Source organism: Nocardia sp. Marseille-Q1738, assembly GCF_965283145.1.
In genome coordinates, this window is record NZ_CBDIMS010000008.1 from 206,822 (window position 1) to 229,746 (window position 22,925).

The 22,925-nt window shown below is 67.9% G+C and carries 23 protein-coding genes and 1 pseudogene; 13 read left to right on the forward strand and 11 right to left on the reverse strand.

What is annotated here, in order from left to right; genetic code table 11:
* Positions 1-315: 315 nt before the first annotated feature.
* From ACWPXK_RS25975 to ACWPXK_RS26005, 7 genes are all read right to left on the reverse strand, one after another.
* Complete coding sequence (locus ACWPXK_RS25975) at positions 316-897, reverse strand: Rv1733c family protein (protein WP_454198779.1); 582 nt, start codon at positions 895-897, stop codon at positions 316-318.
* Positions 879-1,538 carry a TetR/AcrR family transcriptional regulator gene (locus tag ACWPXK_RS25980; RefSeq protein ID WP_454198780.1) on the reverse strand — a complete coding sequence of 220 codons (660 nt, stop codon included), beginning with the start codon at positions 1,536-1,538 and terminating at the stop codon, positions 879-881. The genes ACWPXK_RS25975 and ACWPXK_RS25980 overlap by 19 nt, the downstream gene beginning before the upstream one ends.
* A gap of 93 nt (positions 1,539-1,631) precedes the next feature.
* A complete protein-coding gene (locus ACWPXK_RS25985; RefSeq protein WP_454198781.1) occupies positions 1,632-2,579 on the reverse strand; it encodes a helix-turn-helix domain-containing protein in 948 nt (315 codons plus the stop codon).
* 88 nt (positions 2,580-2,667) lie between these two features.
* Entirely contained in the window at positions 2,668-3,525 is an 858-nt protein-coding gene (locus ACWPXK_RS25990; RefSeq protein WP_454198782.1) for a helix-turn-helix domain-containing protein, read from the reverse strand.
* Between the two features lie 310 nt (positions 3,526-3,835).
* On the reverse strand, positions 3,836-4,900 hold the full coding sequence (locus tag ACWPXK_RS25995) for a fused (3R)-hydroxyacyl-ACP dehydratase subunits HadA/HadB (protein WP_454198783.1): 1,065 nt from the start codon (positions 4,898-4,900) through the stop codon (positions 3,836-3,838).
* 90 nt (positions 4,901-4,990) lie between these two features.
* Positions 4,991-6,391 (reverse strand): lipase family protein, encoded by a 1,401-nt coding sequence (locus ACWPXK_RS26000; RefSeq protein ID WP_454198784.1) that lies wholly within the window; start codon positions 6,389-6,391, stop codon positions 4,991-4,993.
* A 229-nt stretch (positions 6,392-6,620) separates the two neighbouring features.
* Complete coding sequence (locus ACWPXK_RS26005; protein ID WP_454198909.1) at positions 6,621-7,796, reverse strand: lipase family protein; 1,176 nt, start codon at positions 7,794-7,796, stop codon at positions 6,621-6,623.
* A 345-nt stretch (positions 7,797-8,141) separates the two neighbouring features.
* Between ACWPXK_RS26005 and ACWPXK_RS26010 the strand changes: the two genes are divergently transcribed.
* Positions 8,142-8,462, forward strand: coding sequence for a hypothetical protein (locus tag ACWPXK_RS26010; RefSeq protein ID WP_454198785.1), 321 nt, complete (start codon positions 8,142-8,144; stop codon positions 8,460-8,462).
* Positions 8,463-8,472: 10 nt separating this feature from the next.
* Here the strand turns inward: ACWPXK_RS26010 and ACWPXK_RS26015 are convergent, their stop codons facing one another.
* Positions 8,473-9,582, reverse strand: coding sequence for a lipase family protein (locus tag ACWPXK_RS26015; RefSeq protein WP_454198786.1), 1,110 nt, complete (start codon positions 9,580-9,582; stop codon positions 8,473-8,475).
* Between the two features lie 217 nt (positions 9,583-9,799).
* On the opposite strand from ACWPXK_RS26015, the gene ACWPXK_RS26020 reads away from it, so the two are divergent.
* The 4 genes from ACWPXK_RS26020 (at position 9,800) to ACWPXK_RS26035 (ending at position 11,909) form a co-directional block, all read left to right on the forward strand.
* Positions 9,800-10,327 carry a DUF2599 domain-containing protein gene (locus tag ACWPXK_RS26020; RefSeq protein ID WP_454198787.1) on the forward strand — a complete coding sequence of 176 codons (528 nt, stop codon included), beginning with the start codon at positions 9,800-9,802 and terminating at the stop codon, positions 10,325-10,327.
* Between the two features lie 33 nt (positions 10,328-10,360).
* Positions 10,361-11,020, forward strand: a complete 660-nt coding sequence (locus ACWPXK_RS26025) for an SDR family oxidoreductase (RefSeq protein ID WP_454198788.1) — start codon at positions 10,361-10,363, stop codon at positions 11,018-11,020.
* 63 nt (positions 11,021-11,083) lie between these two features.
* A complete protein-coding gene (locus ACWPXK_RS26030; RefSeq protein WP_040778103.1) occupies positions 11,084-11,386 on the forward strand; it encodes a putative quinol monooxygenase in 303 nt (100 codons plus the stop codon).
* Between the two features lie 217 nt (positions 11,387-11,603).
* Entirely contained in the window at positions 11,604-11,909 is a 306-nt protein-coding gene (locus ACWPXK_RS26035; protein WP_454198789.1) for a hypothetical protein, read from the forward strand.
* Positions 11,910-12,135: 226 nt separating this feature from the next.
* Here ACWPXK_RS26035 and ACWPXK_RS26040 read toward each other — a convergent pair.
* Positions 12,136-13,024: pseudogene (locus tag ACWPXK_RS26040) on the reverse strand (helix-turn-helix domain-containing protein).
* Positions 13,025-13,114: 90 nt separating this feature from the next.
* Positions 13,115-13,336, reverse strand: a complete 222-nt coding sequence (locus ACWPXK_RS26045) for a DUF397 domain-containing protein (protein ID WP_454198790.1) — start codon at positions 13,334-13,336, stop codon at positions 13,115-13,117.
* 322 nt (positions 13,337-13,658) lie between these two features.
* Between ACWPXK_RS26045 and ACWPXK_RS26050 the strand changes: the two genes are divergently transcribed.
* From ACWPXK_RS26050 to ACWPXK_RS26065, 4 genes are all read left to right on the forward strand, one after another.
* Positions 13,659-14,456 carry an SAM-dependent methyltransferase gene (locus tag ACWPXK_RS26050; protein WP_454198791.1) on the forward strand — a complete coding sequence of 266 codons (798 nt, stop codon included), beginning with the start codon at positions 13,659-13,661 and terminating at the stop codon, positions 14,454-14,456.
* 222 nt (positions 14,457-14,678) lie between these two features.
* On the forward strand, positions 14,679-14,915 hold the full coding sequence (locus ACWPXK_RS26055) for a hypothetical protein (RefSeq protein ID WP_454198792.1): 237 nt from the start codon (positions 14,679-14,681) through the stop codon (positions 14,913-14,915).
* A gap of 240 nt (positions 14,916-15,155) precedes the next feature.
* Entirely contained in the window at positions 15,156-16,418 is a 1,263-nt protein-coding gene (locus ACWPXK_RS26060; RefSeq protein WP_454198793.1) for a PucR family transcriptional regulator, read from the forward strand.
* A gap of 102 nt (positions 16,419-16,520) precedes the next feature.
* Positions 16,521-16,955, forward strand: coding sequence for a CBS domain-containing protein (locus ACWPXK_RS26065; protein ID WP_454198794.1), 435 nt, complete (start codon positions 16,521-16,523; stop codon positions 16,953-16,955).
* Here ACWPXK_RS26065 and ACWPXK_RS26070 read toward each other — a convergent pair.
* Positions 16,952-17,383, reverse strand: a complete 432-nt coding sequence (locus tag ACWPXK_RS26070; protein WP_454198795.1) for a pyridoxamine 5'-phosphate oxidase family protein — start codon at positions 17,381-17,383, stop codon at positions 16,952-16,954. The two genes, ACWPXK_RS26065 and ACWPXK_RS26070, sit on opposite strands and share 4 nt — an antisense overlap.
* A gap of 175 nt (positions 17,384-17,558) precedes the next feature.
* Here ACWPXK_RS26070 and ACWPXK_RS26075 point away from each other — a divergent pair, with 175 nt between their 5' ends.
* From ACWPXK_RS26075 to ACWPXK_RS26090, 4 genes are read left to right on the forward strand one after another with little or no spacing between them, the layout of a single operon-like run.
* On the forward strand, positions 17,559-18,782 hold the full coding sequence (locus ACWPXK_RS26075) for an aminotransferase class V-fold PLP-dependent enzyme (protein ID WP_454198796.1): 1,224 nt from the start codon (positions 17,559-17,561) through the stop codon (positions 18,780-18,782).
* Entirely contained in the window at positions 18,779-20,068 is a 1,290-nt protein-coding gene (locus tag ACWPXK_RS26080; RefSeq protein ID WP_454198797.1) for a heavy-metal-associated domain-containing protein, read from the forward strand. Before ACWPXK_RS26075 ends, ACWPXK_RS26080 begins: the two co-directional genes overlap by 4 nt.
* Complete coding sequence (locus ACWPXK_RS26085) at positions 20,065-21,582, forward strand: decarboxylase (protein ID WP_454198798.1); 1,518 nt, start codon at positions 20,065-20,067, stop codon at positions 21,580-21,582. Before ACWPXK_RS26080 ends, ACWPXK_RS26085 begins: the two co-directional genes overlap by 4 nt.
* Positions 21,582-22,907 carry a pyridoxal-phosphate dependent enzyme gene (locus ACWPXK_RS26090; RefSeq protein ID WP_454198799.1) on the forward strand — a complete coding sequence of 442 codons (1,326 nt, stop codon included), beginning with the start codon at positions 21,582-21,584 and terminating at the stop codon, positions 22,905-22,907. The genes ACWPXK_RS26085 and ACWPXK_RS26090 overlap by 1 nt, the downstream gene beginning before the upstream one ends.
* The last annotated feature ends 18 nt before the right edge of the window (positions 22,908-22,925 follow it).

Consider the following 22,925-nt stretch of genomic DNA (forward strand, 5'->3'; position numbering starts at 1 on the left):
GTCGCTCTGAGAAGTCCCCGTCCGCGCCCTCGGGACGGTTCATCGGCACCGATGACCGCGATTGGGACATCGCACATGCCGCGGCGCGCCGCGCTCATCCGGCCTCCGCGCGCACTCGGTTTATGTTGTGTCACAACGCAACCAGACGACCATGGTGGGATCTCCGATGATCGGTGCCGAACGGGCGGACCGGCTCGCCCATGACTTACTGTCGCAGCAGTGCCGGGTGCATCGTTCGCCGCGTTGTGGCCCGGCACGCGACGTGCCCGCTGCGCGGGTCCCTACCGCCGCCCGGCGGGCACGCCGCACTCGGGCTCAGCCGTGCCCCCAGGTGAGATCGGCGGTCATCCACTCCGATTCCCACCGCCGCAGGCGCCGCCGGTCCAGGCCGCGGCGCAGCAGCCAGTAGCTGCCACCGAGCACGACCGAGACGCCGAGCAGCGCGCCCGCGGTGAGCAGTACCGCTTTGCTGGCGGCCTGGGTCGACGACGGCGGCTCCACGATGGCCCCGCCTTCGTTCAACCAGATCGACACGGTGGAACCCGGCTCGACCACCGTGGTCGACTGGTAGTCGGCCGTGTGTGTCACGCCTTCGGCGTCCTTCCAGGACACTCGTGCGGGTATGACGGGCGCGTACAGCGGCGTTTTCCCGGTCTCGATCACGGTGGCGTCGACCTGGCGCAGCCGCGCCGTTTCGGCTTGCACCGCGGCCGTTTCCACGCGGTAGACCGCACCGCCGACGGTCACCGCCAGCACGGGGGCGACGATCAAGAACACCAGGGCGAGTAGGGCGGCCAACCCGGTTTGCAGGCGGTCCTCCCTGCGGCGAAGCGGATTTCGGTCGAGCCCGACGCGTCGGCACGTCCGGCGGTACATGCTCACCGACCCGGTAGACATGACGGTGACTCCTCGGAACGGAATTCGGCAGTGAGGGTGAGGAGGGTGTCGAAGAACTCTTCGACGAGGCCGGGCAGGCCCATCGGGTCCGGGCCCGCCGCCCAGCTCTGTAACGCCGCGAGCAGCATGCCGGCACCGGCGCCGACGGCGGCGGCCGGACGCGGATCGGTCAGCGGATCCACCCTCAGCCTCGCCGCGATGATCCGGACCGATTCGCGCTGCCCGTCGATGCGGATGCGCTGATAACCGGCGAACAGCTCGGGCTCGTCCTCGAAACGCTGGAACAGTGCCCAGCGCCGCGCCAGCAGCGCGGCGCGCGCGCCACCGTACTCGGTGGCGAGCCAGTCGTGGACGGCGTTGCGATAGGCGACCAAGGGCGGCTCGGACGGCGGCCGACGGCACAGCGCCTCGTTGAACAGGTGCACGTCCTGATCGACATCGCCGAGAATGGCCGCCTCGATGGAGGCGAAATGCCTGCTGAAGGTGCGGCGGGTGACCCCGGCCCGCACCGCGATGTCCTCGACGGCGACCGCGTCGAGCCCCCGCTCGGTGAGCAGGTCGAACGCCGCGCGCGACAGCGCCTCCCGGCTGCGGCGCGTGCGCAGCCGACGGCCGTCCAGACCGACTCCGTCGTCGCTCATGGACATAGCCTACGCCTTATTGTCTCATTGGGACAATACTTCGCTGTGGCCCGGCCCACTCCACGCGCGAACACACACTGCCGCGCCCTGTCGTCACGCGTGTGCGCGGGCCCCTGGTTCGTCGACGGTCGGCGCAGCGCCGTCGCGCAGCGCTTCCAGCAGTCGCCGGGAGTGCTCCGGCGGCGGGGCGAGTACCGAAAGCTGGTTGAGCACAGCGTAATACGCGTCCAAATCGGCGACCTTGTCCAGATAGAGCGCGCCGGTCAGCTGTTGGAGGTAGACGATGTCGGGCAGGTCCGGCTCGGCGAAACGCAACACGGTGAAGGCACCGTCGGCGAGCGCGGGCCCACCCACGTGGTCGGCCAGGATCTGGATGGTGATGTGCGGCTGCTCCTCCGCCCGCAGCAGATGGTCGATCTGGGCACGCCAGACGGTGGAGCCGCCGATCCTGCGGCGCAGCGCGGCTTCCTCGATGATTATCCAGAGCTGTGGGGGTTCCGGCCGGGACAAGATCTCCTGGCGGCGCATACGCAGTGCGACGCGACGCTCGATCGACTCCGGCGACTCACTCGCATTGGCCATGCCGAGCACCGATCGGGCATACGCCTGCGTCTGCAGCAGTTCGGGCACCGCCCGCGGCTCATAGACCCGGATCAGCCGCGCCGCCTGCTCCAAGCCCAGGTAGGTGTCGAACCACTTCGGCAACCAGTCGTTGTCGCGAGCCCACCAGCCCGACGCGTTGGCTTGCCTGGCCAGTTCCAGGTACCGCTCCCGCTCGTCGGGGTCGTTCACCCGGTAGAGGTCGAGCAGGTCGACCAGGTCACGCTCCCGGCAGCCGGTGCGCCCGAGTTCCAGCCTGCTGATCTTCGAATGCGACCCGCGAATGGCCTCACCCGCGGCTTCGCGAGTGAGCCCGCGGGCCTCGCGTAGGCGGCGCAGGCGACCACCCAGCATCATCCGGAGAACCGTGGGCCCGCCGCCGACCACAGGATTGTCACCGGAGCCGAGATCCATCGCCTGTCGCACCTTCGAAGGGGGCATCTCCCGAGTGTGCCACGGGCGCCCGGGCGCCAGCTATGGCCGAAATGCCTTGTACGTCCGGGTATTCGCGATGGGCCGGCGGATCCGGTCAGGAGGAGCCCGACGGTCGATCCATGATCTCCGGTTGGCGCTGGCGCAACGCCGCGACGAGTTCCCGGGTGTACTCGGGGGGCGCGGCGTGGACCGAAAGCAGGTTCGCCACCGCGCGATAGGCGGCGAGATCGGCGTGCTTGTCCAGATACAGCGCACCCGTGAGCTGCTGGAGGTAGACGATGTCGGGCAGATCCGCCTCGGCGAAGCGCAGCATGGTGAACGCGCCGTCGGCGAGCGCGGGACCGCCGACGTGATCGGCGAGCACCTGCACGGTGACGTTCGGCGAGTCCACGGCCCGTAGCACCTGCTCGAGCTGGGCCAGCCACACCTGCGATCCGCCGATCCTGCGCCGCAGCGCCGCCTCCTCGACGATCAGCCAGAGCTGCGGCGGGTTGGGTCTGGTGAGGATCTCCTGGCGCCGCATACGCAAGGCAACCCGCCGCTCGATCGACTCCTCGTCCTCATGGGGATGGGCGAGAACGAGCAGGGCGCGCGCGTAGTCGGGAGTCTGCAGCAGCTCGGGTATCACGCGCGGCTCGTAGCAGCGGATCAGCTGTGCCGCCTGCTCCAAGCCCAGGTAGGTGTCGAACCACTTCGGCAGCCAATCGGAGTCGTGGTGCCACCACCCCGAGGTGTTGGCCTGCTCGGCGAGTCGCTTGAACTCGGCGCGCTCGTCCTCGTCGGTGACCCCGTACAGCTCGAGCAGGTCGACCAGATCTCGTTCCCGGAACCCGGTCCGGCCCAGCTCGAGCCGGCTGATCTTGGAATGCGAACCGCGAATCGCCTCGCCCGCCTCCTCGAGCGAAATGCCGCACGCCTCGCGTAGCCGTCGCATCCGCCCGCCGAGAATCATCCGCAAAACGGTCGGGCCACCGTCGACGGCAGGAGCCGTTGCGCGAGTGGTGGTTTCAGTTCGAGGCCGCACTACCGAAGCACGCATGTTTCGAGTCTCCCATGTGCGTTCGCCACACTCCAGCACCAACTTGGTCGAATCGAAGCGTATGCGCAGGTGCAAGCACATTCGCAAGATCATCGGACGGGAGTTCTGAGAAAGGCTGGGCTGCAGTCGGATCCATTCGACGTGCGAAGTCGACGTGGTATACGCCCACGGCGATGACAACCGACGCCCGCTGCTCACCTGGACGAAATGCCGACGGAAGGGATCAGCGCAACAGCACCGTCGCTGTCGCGCGCCCGAACAGCTTGCGCCCCTCGGAAGTGGCGCTCAGCGCGATGGTGGCGGCGCGACGTTCGGGATCCAATTCCTTGACCCGGCCATGGAATTCGATCGCACTCGCCTTGGTCGCACCAACCGGTGCGAACGTCGCGAACCGAACCGCATACTTCGCCACGGCGGCTGGATCGCCCAGCCATGATGTGAGGTACCCGGCGCCGAGACCCATGGTCAGTAGTCCGTGCGAGACGACGTCGGGCAGGCCCACGCTGCGCGCCACCAGGTCGCTGAAATGGATCGGATTCGAATCACCCGACACGCCAGCGTAATTCGCCAGATCGCCACGGGTGAGCAGCGTCGTTCGCGGGGGAAGCACCATGCCGACGGACAAATCCTCGAAAAGGGGGATCGACCGTGGCGTTCGCGGCTGGCCGGACGGATCCGGTTGTGCCGGTTCATCGAAGCACTCGACCAGCCCGGCGTCCTCGTCGGTCGTCCGCGTGGCCGCCGCGGCCGACCGGTCGGCCGCGGACTGCCCGGTCATGATCACGCCTTCGACCGTGGCGCCCAGGTCGGGGGCGAGATCCACCCCGGTCTGCGCCACCGCGGTGCTGTACGCGGTCTGCAGCACGTCCTTGTACTGGTTGGTGAGCACGTTCTTGGTGACCATGAAGTCCTTGTCACCGAATTGCCGGAACGACTCGATATAAGAGTCGCACCGCAGTTGGTCGCCGGCGACGATCGGGCGGTGCACCTGGATGGACTGCTCGGTCTGCAAGACCTGGCCGAGATCGTAGCCGGTGAGCACGGACTCGAACATCTTGCGCTGCATCAGCAGCAGGACGATCGAGGAGAAGGTCGGCGGCGCGACCAACCCGTCGAAGCCCAACTCCGCGGCGGCCTCTTCGTATCGGTGCGCCGGATGGTCGTCCTGCAACGCCCGCGCGAACTCGCGGATCTTCTCGCGCCCCACCTCGTAGTGGTCGGTCAAGCGGTAATGCCGTCCCACCAATGCCTTTGCCTGCTCGGACGCGGCGGTCGTGCTGTCGTTCATGTGCCCTCTCGGAACTCGGCTTCCCCGCCCGGACCGGCACACCACTGCCATACCGCGTTACCGGATGCCTCCCCCGGCGCCGTCACACGGTCAGCACTCGTCGGGAGCCTGGACCCCGCGCAGCCGGTCGTCCAACCAGACCATGGCCTCCGGATAACCGAGCGCCCCCGCGATGATGTGCTCACCGAGAACACTACGGTACACCGCGGGTACGCCGAGACGACACTGTTCCCAGTAGAGGTTGCGCGCGCCCTCGGCCGGGATCCAGAACTCCTGCTCCCCGTTGTAGATATAGAGCGGAGCCGCCGACTTCATGTCTTCCATCCTGGTCACCCGATAGACGTCCGCGGCCAGCGCCGAGTTCAGCGGGTCCGGGTAATTCGCGGCGACATCGATCGGCAGCATCAGCAGGCCCGCCAGTCCATAACTGCTGCCGCACATGTCTTTCACCGGCGAGGTCGCCACCCACTGGGCGAGGTTGTTCATCCTGGCGAGGATTTCCGGCCGCTCACGGCCGATCCCGAACACCGCGCCCATGAACACCGCCGACGCGAGATTCCCGTTCATGCTGCGGGCCAGGATCTCGTAGTCCGCGGGCACCCCGCCCAGCGCCGCGCCCACGATCACCTCCGCCAATTCCGGTGCGTAACCGGCGATCAGCTTCACCGCCCCATGTGTCGCGATCGCTCCACCGGAATAGCCCGCCATCCCGAACTTGCTATCGCCGAACTCCTCGGGCAGCAGTTCACGCACCGCCCTGATCGAGTCGAGCACCGCGTGACCGGCCACGATCGGCTCGGCGTAGGCCATCGACGGACCCTCGTGGTCGGGAATCAGCACGGCGTATCCGCGCAGCGCCGCGACGTGCGTTGTGGGCGGAATGAAGTCGGTAATGCTGGTGTCCGGGTGGAGCCCGTGGGCGAGGGTGTATCCCGGGGTGCAGACACGGCCGAGTGCGTCGATCGGCAAGTTGTTCACCACCACCGGCCGCGGGCCCGGGCCCGGCCAGGCCGCCGCGGGAACGACCAGGGTGGCCGTGGCGTACGACGGCGCGCCGTGCGCATCGGTCGTGCGGTACTTCACCAGCAGGGCGCGCCGGATCGGCAGCAGCATCAGCGGCGCCGTCGTCGCGCTGACGTCGCGCACATCGATCACCTGCCCCTCGATCAGCTCCTCGAGGTTCGCGGGGCGGAGATCGAATATCGGGTCACCGACGGCCGCGGGCAAGCTGGCCAGGCGCAGCGCGGCCAGGGACGGCGACAGTGTGGTGGCCTGCTGCGTAGGCGAACTCGACTCCGGTAGGGGCGCTATCGGCGGCGGTGGGATCACCCGATCGATGAGCTGTTGCAGACCGGGCAGCAGCCCACCGGGCGGTGGGAACGCACCGGACACGTCGGGCGGCGGCGCGGGCGGCGGCTCGGCGGCGACAGGGGCGGCCAGGACCGAACCGGCGATGAGCAATGCGACGGCAACGGCAGGCAGATATCTCATGGCACACGCCTTTGGGTGCGACGGCTGATTCCTCTGGCACCCGGGCGTTACGGCCTTCGACCCCCGAATCTCCCCTGTCGGTCCGGGAGCCAGGACGTCAGGCTACGTCAGTACCCGCAACCCGAGGCGGGAAAGCACTCGAGTTGTGTTGTCGCGTATCCATATCGCAACAACCGGCCGAGACCCGTGCGCAGACAACGGGTCCGGCTCGGTCGTCGCGTCCGGTCGATCAGCAGTTACTCGGTGCGGGCTCCCCTCGGAAACGGGCGTCCAGCCAGTTCAGTGCCGCCGGGATGCCGAGAACCGCCGCCGTCAGGTGGTCGGGCACCGGGATCTGCTCGGATTGCACCTTGACACCGGCGGCACACCACCGCTTGTCGGTGTTGACCACCGAGTCGATCGGGATGAGACCGTCGATCGGCGAATGCCATTCGAACACCGGCGTCTCGGGCACGCCGTCGTAGAGCTCGAGACTGTTCTCCTCGACGACCGCACGCGCCGTGTCGTCGTTCATCATCGAGGTCGTCTTGGCGAAGTCCAGCGCACCGCGGCCTGCGCCCGCGGCCAGGATGTCGTTGGTGCAGCTGTTGGCGATCTGCGCGCGAGCGGCCAAGCCCCGATCGTTCAGCTGGTCGCTGAGCGGGAAGCGCTGCGGATATTCCCGTTCCAGCCCGAATCCCGCGGCCAGCGCCAGCCCGAACACCGGGTGCGGGTTCAACCCCAGTCCCTCGAGCATCTTCACCAAATTCATCGGCACACCGCCCATGGCCGCACCGGCGATCTCCAGCTCCGGCGCGTACTTCGGCTGCAGAGCGGCCGCCCACGCGGTCGCCATACCACCGCCCGAGTATCCGACCATGGCCACGGGGCTGCGCTGCACCCCGAGCTCGGCGACCTGCTTCACGGCGCGAAGACTGTCGAGCGTGATCTGCCCGCCGAGTTTGGCCGCGCCATACGCGAAGTTCGGCCCGAGGTGGTCGGGCAGAACGACGCTCCAGCCCCGGGCGAGCAGCACGTTCCAGCCCGGCGCCTCCCGCACGACCAGGTTCGGGTCACCGGTGTAGAGAACACGCGAGACCGAGCACTCCGAGCCGAGCCCGTTGATGATGTGCTGTAAGGACAGCAGCGGCCCGTCGGGACGGTGCGATTTCGGGGTGAGCACCGTGGTGGTCGCGGCGATCGGCTTCCCCTCCGAATTCGTCGACCGGAACCGCACGACGGTGACGGTGGTCTCCGGGAAGACCGCCAGCGGTGGCATCACCCGGGTCGCGAGCACATCGCCCGGCTTGCGGTCGGCGATGTCCGCGGGTGTCTGGTAGAAGGGGTCCGGATCCGGCTCCGGGTACAACGGCGTGCTGGTTGCCGCACCGGCCATGCTCACTACCAGCGCCAGGCCCGCGGCCATCGCGCCGATCGCACGTGCGAGACGTCGTCGCCCCACTCCCCTACCCAGCGAACGTGGGTCCTGACTCATCGAACGTGTGCCTCCTGAATCGTCCAACGCTGTGACCATCCTCGACAACATGACGCGCGTAAGGCACCCTTGCACCGCGAACATGTTGACAATTCACAAGTTTGGGGTGTCCAGCCGGTAGCCGCGACGCCGCCCGGCTCGTGACTGTACCCCACCGCCGGGTGCCCGATCTGTGACATTTCCAGCCGATAACCTGGAACATGTTCTCAGCATTGGCGGCCCTCTACCGTCAGTCGTACGGCGCGGCTGCCGCGCCGGCCGGAAGGAGACGGTGGCATGGACGGCACTGCGCATAGAATCGCTCATACCTACACCTCGCTGGCGCTCGGCTCCGGCACGAGCGATTGCTCGGCTGTGTCTTCGTTCGCTCGCTACGCTCGCTCATGCGACGACACCCAGGAGACGCCGACCCGGCGGATCACTGTCTACTTCGACGGACCCACCCCCGAGGACGCGTTGATCCTCGAATACGCGGCGACTCGAACCGAGGCGTGGGAGTTCACCTCGGCCGCCGTGCACGCCGGGATCACCGTCACCGTTGACGGCGAGGTTCGACCCGACCTGCGCAGGCTACCCTGCCGCTCGCTCTGGCGCTGAGTACGCGAACTCAGGGACGATCCAGCACCGCATGCAGGAACGCGAGCGCGTCGGGAAACGCTTCGCGGGCCGCACCCAGATGATCGCCGGGATACCAGCCCACGCGCAGATCGGTTCCGGAGGACCGCAACTGCGCGATCAGTTCCAGCGTCAGCGGCGCGGGCACTTCCAGATCCGTCAGCCCCTGACCGAGAAACAGCGGCACCGAGTAACCGCTCGTCGGCACCCGCAGCATCGCGCGCAATGCGGCGAGCAGTGCGGGATCGTCCAGCGGCCGCGACAGCATGGCGCCGATCCCGATACCGGACACCTTCGCGTCCGCCTCGACCGCACATTCCGATTCCACGATCCGCAGCACGTCACGGCCCGCCGGCGTCAGATACGCGTCGATATCGAGTTCCGGTGCGCTGGAACGCAGCCCGGCCAGCAGCATGCCGAAGTAGGCGGTGGTCTTCTGCAGCGGCAACCGCGGCAACCATGGCCCGGCGAGCGGAACAACCAGGTCCAGATTCGACGGCGCCCCGGTGGCGGCGGCGCCGCGTAACTCGAGCTCCGGCGCGTCACCGGGCGCGAGCTGGGCGCTGAACAGCGCCGCATGCCCGCCTTGGGACTGGCCGAACACCGCCCAGCGTGTGCCGAGGGAGGGGGCCACCGCGCGCGCGGCGCGCACGCCGTCGATGATGCTGCGGGCCTGCGCCGGCCCGTCCAGGTAGGGATGGATGCCGGGCGTGCCGAGCCCGACGTAGTCGGAGACCACGACCGCGTACCCCGCGCGCAGCAGATCCGGGTACACCGACGCCAGGTAGTAGTCCCGCGGTTGCAGCGTGAACGCGCAGTGGTCGGCGATGCCCGACGTGCCGTGCGCGTAGGCGACGATCGGCCAGCCGCCCTGCGGCGGCGTGCCTTCGGGCAGGTACAGCACGCCGGTGCTCTGCATCGGGCCACGCGGGCCACGCGACCAATAGGTGAACCGCTCGGCCGTCACGGCTCCCCGCACATGCAATCGCCCGGCCAGTTCCACCAGATCCGTCACGGTCCCCGGCGCCTCACCCACCCGCGCGTCGGCGGGGCCGCCCAGCGCGACCGTCATCGAGACCACGACCACCGCCGCTCCCGCCATGAACCGTCCACAACGCATGACCGACTATCTCCGGCCCGAGCCGCACCGGCAAGCCACCACAATCGGTGGCCCGACCGCCCGCCCCGCCCGGTTCGCCATGCGGCTACCTCGGCCTTCGCTCCGCTCGGCGCAGGCTGGGACGGACCTCGTCCCGCCGCGCCCATTAAGCTCGACAGAGCACGCCGACGGTGCCGAGGAGAACACAGGAGGTTCGATCGTGGCGCAGCGGTACCCGCACCGCCTCGTCCGCTCGCGCCGGGCCGCCGCGCTGTTGTCCGTCGGCCTGCTGTCGGTGACGGCGGCTTGTGGTTCCGATAAGCCCACGTTCGCGACGACCGCGACGACGAGCACCGTCGCGACGACCGCCACCCCGATCCCACCGGCATCCCCGGTCTCCACTCCGGTGGGCGCCGTGCCGACCGTCGACCCCTACGCGGGCCGGCCGCTGGTGGACCACGTCACCTGGACCGAAACGATCGACGGGCCCCGGCTGCTCGTCTTTCCGACCGAGGCAGGGCGGCAGACCACCTTCCCCGGCTCGGACGAGCGGGCGTGGCAGGAGATCCTGGCCCTCTCCGCGGACGCCGACGCGCCCGGTATGCGCGACCAGTTCCTCTGTCACTGGGTGTGGGCGCGGCTGGTGCAACCGGCCAAGCCGAGCTGGAATTTGGAACCCTGGCGTCCGGCGGTCGGTTATCCGGCCACCGTCGAAGCACGCTGCAATCCCGGCGGCCCCGAGCGCTAGCGCGGGTACCGCCTAGACGGAAAGGAGCGATCCATGCGTGTCGTCATCGCAGGCGGACATGGGAAGATCGCGTTGCTGCTCGCCCCCTTACTCACCGCGGACGGCCACGAGGTCGCCGCGCTCGTCCGCAATCCCGAGCACGCCCCCGAGGTGCGCGCCGCCGGCGCCGAGCCGGTGGTGTGCGACCTGGAGAAGGCAGGCGGCGACGACCTGGCAGACGTCGTAAAAGGCGGCGACGCGGCGATTTTCGCCGCAGGCGCCGGTCCGGGCAGCAGCGCGGAACGCAAGTACACCGTGGATCTGGGCGGGTCCGTCCGGCTGGCCGAGACCGCCGAGCGGACCGGGGTACGTCGCTTCCTGCAGATCTCCACGATGGGCGCCGGTCGGCCACCCGCGCCCGGCACCGACGAGGTGTGGGCGGCCTATGTCGATGCCAAGACCCGAGCCGAAGACGACCTGCGGGGACGGGATCTGGACTGGACCATCCTGCGTCCCGGTGTGCTGGTCGATTCCCCCGGCACCGGACTGGTGACGCTCGCCCCGCCGCCGGTCGGGCGGGCGGCCGTCCCCCGCGCCGATGTGGCAGCCGTTCTGGCCGGGCTCCTGCCCGCCGCGCACACCTTCGGCAGGACGCTCGAACTCGTTTCCGGCCACACGCCGATTAGCCAGGCGATTGCGCAACTGGCCGGCTGAGCCGGACGAATCCAGCCGCAGCCCTTGCCGATCGACCCGAACGGTCACGATGGGAGAACAACCGTGTTCAGTCGTATCGTCTCCATGAAGATCCGCCCCGGCTCCCGCGCCGAGTTCCTGGCGGCCATATCCCGCAGCGCCGACGCCTCCGTGCGGACCGAGCCCGGCTGTCTACGTTTCGACATCTGCGCAGATCGGGTGGACCCGCACCGTTTCTTCCTCTACCAGCTCTACACCGACGACGAGGCGGCCGAGGCACACCGTTTCACGGAGCATTTCCTGGCCTGGCGGGAGGCGGCCGATCAATTCGTCGAGCCCGGTACACAGATCGATTACAGCACGGACGTCCTGTTCGGCCGCGAGTGAATTTTCGTCGCGAGCACCGCGTCCGCAAACTTACGCAGCCGAAATGCGCAGTGCGCACGTGCAATCGATCGTGCAGATGTGCTTGCATCTGAAAGCTGCAGCGACATAAACTCAGTGCCGCAACGCTTTACAGGGGACCACCAGGGGAGGCAGTGTTGGCGAGCCGAAGGCCGAAGTCGCCGCGGGTTTACCGCTGCCGAACAGCAGGGGCATTCGAATGGAACAACCACTTACCGGCGGCAGGCTCGGATCAGCCGACGCCGCACTGGCCGACCAGCCAGCGAGTGACAGAACTATGAACACATCGTCGGCCCGCAGCGGCCACGCGAACACCACGTTCTCCCGAGAAACCGCCGTGGCGTATGTCATTGATGCCGTCGAATCCACGGGTGCGGCAACACGGCACGACTTCGATATAGAGCGAATCGTCACCACAGCGCACGCTATGGCCGACGATTGGGATCTCGACGCATTACAGCCCGCGACATTCTGGCGAATCGCCTCCAGCTTCATCAAGCAGTAAACCCACCGGTCCCGCCGTCCGATGCCCGGCGGACCGAATCGCCTTGTGCCGCACGTACTTCCGTCGCGCACGCCCGACGCCCTACGCAGCACCGGCGCCGGGCGTTCACCCATGGCCACCGTCAGTGCGACCACTGGCAGTCGAAGCGAGCGCACAACGAGGTCCACCTCCGATTCGAGGTGGACCTCGCAGTTGTTTCAGCCGTTCGACATGCCGCCGCGCGGTCTCAGCGACCGGCGGCGTACTTCTCGATGATCTCGATCGATTTGTCCGGGCGTTCGGCCTGGACGCTGAGCCGGTCCATGACCGACAGATAGAGCGCCAAGTCCTGGCGTCGTTCCAGATACAGCGCACTGGTCAGGTGTTCGAGATACACGATGTCGGGGAGTTCCGCTTCCGCGAAACGCAGAATACTGAACGAGCTGCCCGCCGCGGCGTGCTCGCCCGCGGAATACGGCAGCACCTGGATCGTCACGTTCGGCAGGTCGGCCAGTGTGATCAGATGCAGCATCTGCTCCCGGTGCACCCGCGCGCCGCCGACCGGCCGGTGCAACGCGGCCTCGTCGATCACTGCCCAGACCACCGGCGGCCTCCGCCGGAAAAGGTATCTCCGGCTTGGGTTCCCGCACCGCACCCCGCCGATCCGTGTCGGCGTCGTCATACCCGAGCGCCACGACCGCCCTGGCGTATTCGGGTGTTTGCAGCAGGCCGGGCACAAGATGCGCCTCGTAGGTGCGAATCTTGCTCGCGGCCTGCTCCAGGCCGAGATAGGTGCCGAACCACTGTGGCAGCAGATCGTTGTAGCGATGCCACCACCCGGGCTCGTTGGCCTGCCTGGCCAATTCGAGGAACGACTCCCGCTCCTCGAGATCGTGCACGCCGTACAGGGTCAGCAGGTCGCGGATATCGCGTTCCTTGAAACCGGTACGGCCCAACTCGAGACGACTGATCTTGGCGTGCGAACCCCGGATCGCATCACCCGCTGCCTCGCGGGTGATGCCCTTCTTCTCCCGGAGCTTGCGCAATTGGCCGCCCAATGCGATGCGTAGCACGGTCGGACCACGTTCTGCGACAAGAGATTGCACGTGGCCATCGTCATCGGGTTCAGCGATCATCGAGTTCGTCTCCGATACTCCGGGGTTGCCCACAGTGTGTCACAACCACCGGTCGCGAAGACACACCGCACCGACCGCTAATGCTACCGCTCAGCTAGTCAAATAGTCGAACTCTCCGGCCTTCGCGCCGCGGACGAACGCATCGATCTCCGGACGCGTATAGAACAGGACACCGGCTTCCGGATCCCGCGAGTTACGGACGGCGACCTGGCCATTGGACGCTTCGGCCAGCTCGACGCAGTTGCCGCTCGGATTGCTGAAGGAACTCTTGCGCCAAGTCCCGATGATCTTGTTGGTGGATGTATCCGACATCTTGCCCACTCCTCGGTTACCGCAGTTCGGCGAATCGGTTCGTGCAGATGCACGTTCAAACGTTCTTGCATTTGCACCAACACGGGACGATAGCACGAAGTTCGCCCCTTGCGCCCCTGCTAATTCGGGCCATCCGGACGAGTATGTGAAACACGATCGCGTCACCGCACGAACACCGTGATCAGCTGCCCGATCCCACCGGCCGAGGGAAGACGAATCTTGTAGTGTCACAGTGCACATCGGATGTACCAGTCATTCGCGACACCCGCAGCGCCCACCCGCACGGCAGTGCCGCCGAACACGTTTCGCCAGGAGTCCCACCATGCCCGAAGATCACAGCCCCCTCATCCGGACCGACATCCCGCACTCCGCGCGGATCTGGAACTACTGGATGGGCGGAAAGGACTACTACGAGATCGACCGCATCGCCGGCGACGCGGGCATCGAGGTCGACCCCGACATCACCACCATGGCGGTGCAGTCACGCCAGTTCCTCATCCGCGCGGTGCGCTACCTCGCGGGCGAGCAGGGCATCCGGCAGTTCCTCGACATCGGCACCGGCCTGCCCACCATGCAGAACACCCATGAGGTCGCGCAGAGCGTCGCGCCCGAGTCGCGGATCGTCTACGTGGACAACGACCCCTTGGTGCTCACGCACGCGCGGGCGCTGCTCACCAGCACGACGCCGGAAGGCGTGACCACCTACGTCGACGCCGACTACCACGACCCCGAGCGAATCATCGCCGATGCCAAGAACGTCCTGAACTTCAACGAGCCGATCGGCGTGATGTTCATGGGTGTGCTCGGCCACGCGAAGACCTATGACGAGCTTCTGCGGATCGTCCGGACCGTGCTCGATTCGGTGCCCTCCGGCAGCTATCTGGTGATGTGGGACGGCACCGACGACAGCAAGGCGTATGTCACGCTGTGCGAGAACTACACCGGCACCGGAGGCACTCCTTATATCCCCCGTCCCCAGGCTCAGATCAAGGCTGTCTTCGACGGTTTGGAGTTGGTGGAGCCGGGTTTCGTGTCCATTACTCAGTGGCGCCCGTCCGAGACGCAGGTGGGCGAGATCCGTCCCATCTCCGCGTACGGCGCGGTCGCCCGCAAGCCGTAAGGCCCCTGAACGCCAAACCGCAAGCGGCACAGCGGCGGTCGCCGGTCCGAGACCGGCCGACCGCCGCCGTTTTTTCTCTCACCGATCGTGCAGATGTACTTGCATCTGTAAGTGACGCAGGCATAGACTCGGATATGAAATCCGGGAGGTACGCAGGGAGTTCGAGCCCGCGTCGCCATCATGTCAGCCTCCCACCGCACGTTGGAGGCAAGGGGCAGTCGAATGATCCAGCCATTCCGAACTCCCCATCCGGTTGCCGTCATCGATGGCGCCGGTGCCGAGCCCTTGCGTCAGTACCCGGCACCGGATTTCTCCATGTCCGACTGCGCGGTGGAGCCACGCGGCCTCACCTACCGGCAGGCCCGCGACATTCTCTCCGCCCATGAGGTCCACGGCCCGCAGTGCAGGCAGTGGCTGGCGGCCGCCGCCTACCTATCCGCCGGGCTGGACGACGAGTAAGCCCCCGAAACGTCTGGTACGCAACGCTTCAGGCATGCGCGGCGCTTTGTCACAGAACCGGGAACACACCGGCCGCGACGCTCCGCGCCTCGAGTCACCATCGCCGCACACGCAATACCTCGGGCCTCCCATCGATCTCACCGATCACTACCCGTGCGCACCACCCTTTCGTATAGTGATCCGAATCGACTCGGGCGCCATTTCTCACACGCCTGATGTGGCATTTGGAGCGAACTCGTCATGACCTACTTCGCGTTGGACCTGTCCGCTGGTTCGTCCGACTCGGCGCTGGAAATCGGTGGACAGCCGGCTTCGGTGCCACTCAAGAACACCGACCGCGTCGCTTCGCGCATGGTCGGATACTTCGAGAACCGTATGGCTCCCTGCCGGACGCTGCCCGGCGAGCAATTACGCGGAGACGTCACCAAACTCACCCGGAGCTGCCTCAGCCTGGCCGCCGAGATGCTCGACCGGCGCGCCGTGCCGGACGACGAACAGCTCGGCGCGGTGCGCGCGGCCGCGACCCGCTGGGCCCGCGAGGGTGTGCCGCTCAGCACCATCCTGCGCGCCTACCACGAGGGGTTGCGCATCGCGTTCGGCCTGGTCACCGCGCGGGCCGAGGCGGATGACGTGGGCGAGGTGCTGATCGCCACCGACCTCATCCTCGAGCTACTGGAGGCGATCACCGCGGCGGTGTCGGACGCCTACGTCGACGAGCAGCATCTGGTCGCCAAGGAGCATCAGACGGCGGCGCAGACCCTCGCCTCGGCCCTGCTCAGCGGTCGCGGCAGCTCGGCATTGGCACGACAGACCGGCATTCCGATCGCGGAGTCCTATCAGGTTGTCGCGCTGTCGGTTCCGGAACACCCGGACGAGCGCGATCCACGCGTCGACGGGAACGTCGCGGCGCGCCGCAAACTACGCAGGCTGCAGTCGGAGCTGGCCACCGTGTTCGCCTCCCGCGCGCTCGCGCTGCTCAGCATCAAAGGCGGCACCCTCCTCATCCCGCTCGGTGACGACGCCGAAAGCGCCCTCACCGACGCGACGCTCGACCTGTTGGCCACTGCGGCGGAAGTCCCGCTCACCGCGACGGTGGTGGCCAGCGACACCGATCAGATACCCGAGTCCGCCGATCAGGCCCACGAGCTGCTCAATCTGGTCCGCGTCGGTGACAGACCGCCCGGTCTCTATCAGATGTCGGATCTGGCCGTCGAATACCAGCTCACCCGCGGCGGCCCGGCGACGCGGCGGATCGCGACCATCCTCGATCCGCTCGATGCCCATCCCGAACTGTTCGACACCATGCGCGCCTACCTCGGCAACGACATGAACCGCCAGCTCACCGCACGCCAGCTCTACGTGCACCCGAATACCGTCGACTACCGGCTGCGGCGCATCGCCCAGCTGACCTCGATCGATCTGGCGACCTCGGCGGGCATCTCGCAGGCGGCGATCGCGCTGCTGGCGCGCGACCTCGACCGCAGCGTCGCCCGGCGCCTCTGACGCCCGTCCCGTGACCGAATCGTGGCCCGTAACGGATTCGTGCTGGTCACCGAACCGCGAACTTGCGATCCTGGTAGTGCCGCGACGTCTGGATGGTGAAACATGCGAATTTCGGAGATCCTGCGCAGGAAGGGCAGCGACGTAACCACGGTCGCACCCGACACGACAGTGCGCACGCTGCTCGCCGCGCTGGCCGAGCGGAATATCGGTGCGGTGGTCGTCTCACCGGACGGCAACGCGATCGCGGGCATCGTCTCCGAGCGCGACGTGGTGCGCAGTCTGCATGCCCGCGGTGCGGACCTGCTGGACACACCCGTCTCGGAGATCATGACCTCCGACGTGCGCACCTGCGCTCTCGACGACCGGGTCGACGGCCTGCGCGGCATCATGACCGAGCACCGCATCCGGCACCTGCCCGTGGTGCACGAGGGCCGGCTGGTCGGCATCGTCAGCATCGGTGACGTGGTGAAGAGCGCGATCTCCGAACTGGCGACCGAACGCGAGCACCTCGTCGAGTACCTGCAGGGCCGGTACTAGTACTCCCCGGGGTTGCCCAGGTCGGCCGAGAGCCAGTGCTCCGGCCGCAGATAGACCGCGACCTGCTCGCCGAAGGCCGCTGCCGCCTTCAGATAGCCGTCGACCGATTCGGCGGGCAGGTACCGCGCGGCCATCTCGCGGGACATCTCGTCGGTCATCGGGGTGATCCGGGTTACCGGGCCCTCCACGCTGACATACCGGACAGTCGGCTCGAGTTGCTGCACCATCAGGGTGAACCGGCCTGCTTCCCGGAGCCGGCGCATCTTCTGCGACTCCGGACCGGTCAGCACCCACGCCTCCTCGCCGGGACGGTACTGGTACCAGATCGGGACGGTCAGCGGGCCATGATCGGCGCCCGCGGACACCGAGAACGCCGCGATGTGCGGCTGCGCGAGAAACTCTTGACGCTCTTGGAGGGTCAGCGGCATGTCGTTCAGGCTAGTCGCGAAACTCCTTGGCCACGACAAAACTTCGTGGTCCGTACCAAAAATGCGTATCGTGGGTGGCGTCCGAGCAGCCGATGAAGGGAGCGTCACGTTGCGGTCCCCTGCCTCGAGATCGCCGCTCGAGCGGGCGGATGCTCCCCGGCTACCGGCGGCGCCCGTGCTCGCGCCGGCCACGGTGCGGTCGCTGTTCCCCGCGCTCGCCGACACCACCGAGATCTACCTCGACAGCGCCGCGACAACGCAGAAACCGCTGCCGGTCATCGAGACGATCCACCGCTATCACAGCAGCGGCACCGCCAACGTGGGACGCGGCACCTACCCGTGGGCCACCGGCCTCACCGCGCGGATCGCTCGCGTGCGGGAGCGGGCCGCCGCCTTCATCGGCGCCGAGCACCCGGACGAGGTGGTCTTCACCGGCGGAGCCACCGCGGCGGTGAACGCCGTCGCACTGTCGTGGGGCCTGGCCGCGCTCGCCGACGGCGACGAAATCCTTTACAACCCGAGCGATCACGCCTCGAACGTGTATCCGTGGCTGCATCTGCGCGGGCTGCTCGCCCGGTTCGGGCGCCGCATCGAGCTGATCCCCTACCGGGTGACCGGTGCCGGTGAGGCGGACACCGACGACATCCTGGCCAAGATCACGCCGCGGACCCGGCTGATCACGACCAGCCATCTGCACCACGTTTTCGGCGGGCTCAGCACGTTGGAGGAACTGCGCGGGCGCATCGACCCCGCCATCCTGCTGTGCTTCGACTGCTCGCAGAGCGGCGGGCATCTTCCGGTCGACGTGACCGCGCTCGGCGCGGATTTCGCGATCTTCGCCGCGCACAAGATGTTCGGCGCGCCGGGCACCGGAATCCTCTACTGCCGCAGGCGCGTGCACGCCCGACTCGTGCCGTTCCTGCCCGGCGGCAATTCCGGGGTGCGGCCGGACGCGACCGGGCTCACCGCGGGGACGATGCCCGAGCTGCTGGAGGGCGGCACCCCCAATATCCCCGGCATCCTGGCGCTCGGCAGCGCGCTGGAGGTGCTGGAGTCGTTCGGCGTCGGCGCCATCGCGGTGCACAACCGTACCCTCACCCTGCGCCTGATCGACGGCTTGCGACCGGTTCCCGGCGTCGAGTTCCTGCCCGGACCCGCGCATGCGGCATGCGCGGTCGGCTACGGCATCGTCTCGTTCACGCTGAACGGGATCTCGGCGACCGACCTGGGATTCGTCTTGAGCGAGCTGGGTTTCCTGGTGCGCACCGGCGCGCACTGCGTCCCCGCCGTGCACGACGGCGCGGGCTCGGTGCGGGTCAGCACGCACATCTACAACACGCCCGACGAGATCGACCGGTTCGTCGCGTGCGTGCAGTCCGTCGCCGAGGAGGTCACGTGAACATCGACACGCCGAGCTACGACCGGCGGGCCGCGTCCCGGGTGCTGGCCGAGCTGGCGCAGCCGGGGCTGTTCACCGCGGCGACGCCGCCTCCTCCTGCACCGCGTCGTTTCGAATTCACTTGTAGCGCATTACGTCCAGAGGCCGGAAGCCATCTCACGTATTCGCAGCGGCTGTATCTGGAGCGTTTCATGCGGCCGTGCCGCGCGGATCAGGTTACCAGCGCCACGCACCGGATCGCCTGGACCGACAGCGACGGCATCCCGAATACCGGACATTTCCACGCCGACGGCCTCGGGCCCTTGGTGCCCATCGCGATGCGCGAGACCGTGCTGGCCCTATGGCACGCGCTGGACGCGAATCACGGTTTCGCCGAGCGGATCTCGATGCTCGGACCGTGGGAACACGCGGTGCTGGCGGGCACGACCACCGATCACGATCCGCGCGACATCTTCCGGGTCGGCGTCGAAGCCGCCGGGCGCACGCTGGCCCAGCACGCGCTGCTGGCCGGGCAGACCCCGTACCGCGATGCCGCCGAATTCGCGAGAGGCATACGCGATTCCGGGCTATTCGCCGCGGTCGCCACCCGCTGGTACTGGGAGTTGCAGGCGTCGACCTATCGGCGCGGCATGATTCCGGTCGGCCTCGTCGCGCAGACCGACGGGACCGTCCGCTATTCGGCGGAGACGGTGGCGACGCTGCGCGCGATGAAGGACGCCACCATCGCCGACGCGCACGCCGTCATGCAGCGCGCGACCACCGCCGAGGGGCTCACGGTCGTGGAGGCGATCGCCAAGTACCACGACGATCTCGACCTGATCTCCCGGCAGTACGCGCTGCTGCCCGCCGGGACCCATCCCGCCTGCCTGGCGGCCATGCCGCATCAGCTCGACAGCGGGCACTACAGCATTCTTCCGGCGCTGGTGGACCGGTTCGTCACCGTGTTCTGCGAGATCGTCGATCGCTGCGAGGTCGTCGAGGTGAGCGCCGAACTCGACGAGGCGACCGCCGACCGCGCCGCCACCGCCGAGGACCAGGTGTTCTACGTGCCCGACATGACCTGCAAGCATTGCGTCCGCACCATCGGCGGAGTGCTGGAATCGATGGATATCCGCGTGCTCGACATCGATCTGGACAGCAAACGGGTGGTCGCGGAGTTCCGTAGCCCGCGCAACCGGGCCAGGGCGTTCGAGGCGATCCGGGACGGCGGCTACAACCCGGTCGCGCAGCGGCCGGACGCCGCGGCGCGGGCAGCGGCCACCGAACCGTCGGAAGCCGCGGTATGACGGCACGGCCTCCGGCGCTACCGGCGAAGCTGCATCCGCTGGTACGCGCCTTCCTCGACGCGCCAGGCGCCGTGACCGAAACGCTGGCGCGCTTCGGCTCTCCGGCGCACCTGGTCTTCCCGCAGGTCTACTCGGACAATCTCGCCGACCTGCGCGCCGTACTGGATCGCGGGCTGACGCGGCACCGAATCTGCTACGCGCACAAGGTCAATCAGTCCCGCGCGTTCGTCCGCACCGCGGAGCGTGCGGGCATCGCCATCGACGTCGCCTCACCGTTCGAACTCGCCTGCGCCCTCGACGCCGGGTTCGATCCGGCGCGCATCGAGGTCACCGGCCCGAAGGGGGAGTCCTTTCTGCGGGATATCGTCGGCCGCGGGGTGACCGTCAACGTGGACAACCTGTGGGAGCTGGGCCGGATCGCCGAGCTGGCTGATGGCGACGCGAAAGTGCCTGTGCTGCTTCGTGTCTCCGGATTCGAGGCCGGTCAGGTGAGCCGGTTCGGCGTGCCGCTCGCGCGGCTCGGGCAGGCATTCGATCTACTGTCGGCGCATCGCGGGCGCCTGGCGTTCCTGGGCTTCGCCTTCCACCTCGATTCCGGCGATCTCGGCGAGCGGGTTCGTGCGATCGACGCCTGCCTCCACGCGATCGAGCAGGCCTACGATCGCGGGCTGGCGCCGTCGGTGCTGGACATCGGCGGCGGATTCCGGCAAGTCTTCACCGCCGACGCCGAGCGGTTCGACGCCTACGTGCTCGCCCTGCGCGAATCGCTGCTCGGGCGTGGCGAGCCGATGAGCTGGGGCAGCAATACCTTCGGCTATCACGTCACGGGCGGCGCCGTGCAGGGGACGCCGGTGTTCCACAAGTACGCCAACACCATCCCGGCCGCGAACATGCTCGAAGACCTGCTGGTCGCGCCGCTGGAGCGGCACGGAGGACGCACGGTGGCGCAGGTGGCGGGCGACAACCTGCTGGATGTGTGGCTGGAGCCGGGCAAGGCCCTGGTCGACCACGCGGGCATCACGGTGGCCACGGTCGAGTTCGTCAAGGAGGTCGCCGACGGCAGCGTCCTGGTGCATGTCGATCTCAGTCGTGATTCGGTGACGCCCGCCGACCAAGAAGTGATGGTCGATCCGATCCTGCTGCCCACCGACGCCGCGGCCCGTACCGCCGATTTCCGCCCTGGACCGGTCGGCGTGTACTTCGCCGGACGGCTGTGCCTGGAACGGGACCTGATCACCAACCACAAGGTGTGGCTGCGGGCCGAGCCCAGGCCCGGTGATGCGGTCGTGTTCCCGAATACGGCCGCCTACCACATGGATCTGTCCGCGGCCACGGCCTCGATGCATCCGCTGCCCGCGAAACTCGCCGTCACTCGGCACGCCGACAGCTTCCAGATCGTCCCCGACGCGGACTACGAACCGGACGTGCGCGTCGAACCGTCGCGGCCCCACCCTGCCGTGCCACCCACCGAACACCGCCCCACCAGGCCGGTCCGATCCGTCGAGGCTTCCTGATGCGCTACGACCACATCACCGAACTCATCGGCAACACACCGTTGCTCCGGCTCGATCCCGCGGTGCACGGGCTGGCGAACGTCGAGCTCTACGCGAAGCTGGAGTCGCACAACCCGTTCGGCTCGATCAAGGACCGGGTGGCCTGGGGGATGATCCGCGACGACCTGGACGAGATCCGCGCGAGCGGACAGACGCTCATCGAGGCCTCCAGCGGCAACACGGCCAAGGCCCTGCGCGTTCTCGGGGCGGTGCACGGCATCGGCCTGCGCGCGGTGACCAATCGGATCAAAGTTGCCGAGGTTCGCGAACTCCTGGAGCTGTTCGGCACCGAGATCGTCGAACTGCCCGGGCTGTCCGAATGCCCGGACCCGACCACACCGAACGACGTCTACTCGGTGATCGAGTCGACCATGGCGCAGCGGCCCGGCGCGTACCACCATCTGTCGCAGTACACCAACGAGAAGAACGTCGAGGCGCATTATCAGGGCACCGGGCGGGAGATCCACGAGGACCTCGCGGCTGATGGCATCACTAGGATCGACTACCTGATCGGCGGGCTCGGCACCACCGGGTCCACCCGCGGCACCGCCACCTACCTGCGCAAGCACAATCCCGAATTGCGGACCGTCGCGGTGGTCTCCGAACGGTCGGACTTCATTCCCGGTATCCGGTCGGAGAGCGAGATGTGGGATGTCGGACTGTTCCAGCCCGATTTCTACGACTCGATCGTCACCGTGGCGGCGGGCGACGCCGTGGACGCCACGCTGCGGCTGGCGACGGGGTACGGTGTGCTGGCCGGGCCGACCAGCGGCGCGAGCTACGCCGCCGCGCTGGAAACACTTGCCGCGCTGGATCTTTCGGCGGCTGACCCGGACGATCCGATCGTCGCCGTGTTCATCGTCTCTGACCGGCTCGAGCCATATCTGTCGTATATCAAGAAGCGCAGGCCGGAGCTGTTCGGCCGCGCCGACCGCGAGGCGCAGCCGACCGCGGAGGAACTGGCCGCGACACCGGTCCTGACCCCTGCGCAGCTCGCCGAACTGGACCGGACCGGCCGCCCGACCATCGTGGACACCCGTGGCGCGATGGCCTACCGCATCGGCCATGTGCCCGGCGCGCTCAACATCCGGGACGACCAGCTCGACGACATGTTCGGTCACGGCATCCCGTTTCCGCGGTCGCGCCCGGTGGTTTTCGTCTGTCCCGTCGGCGAGCTGTCCCTGCGGTTCGCCGCGCGGGCCCGGCGGGCCGGATACGACGCCGCCAGCCTGGCGGGCGGCGTAGTCGCGTGGCGTGACGCGGGACTGCCGCTGGAGCGCGGCTGACCTTCCGGGGCCGCCGAC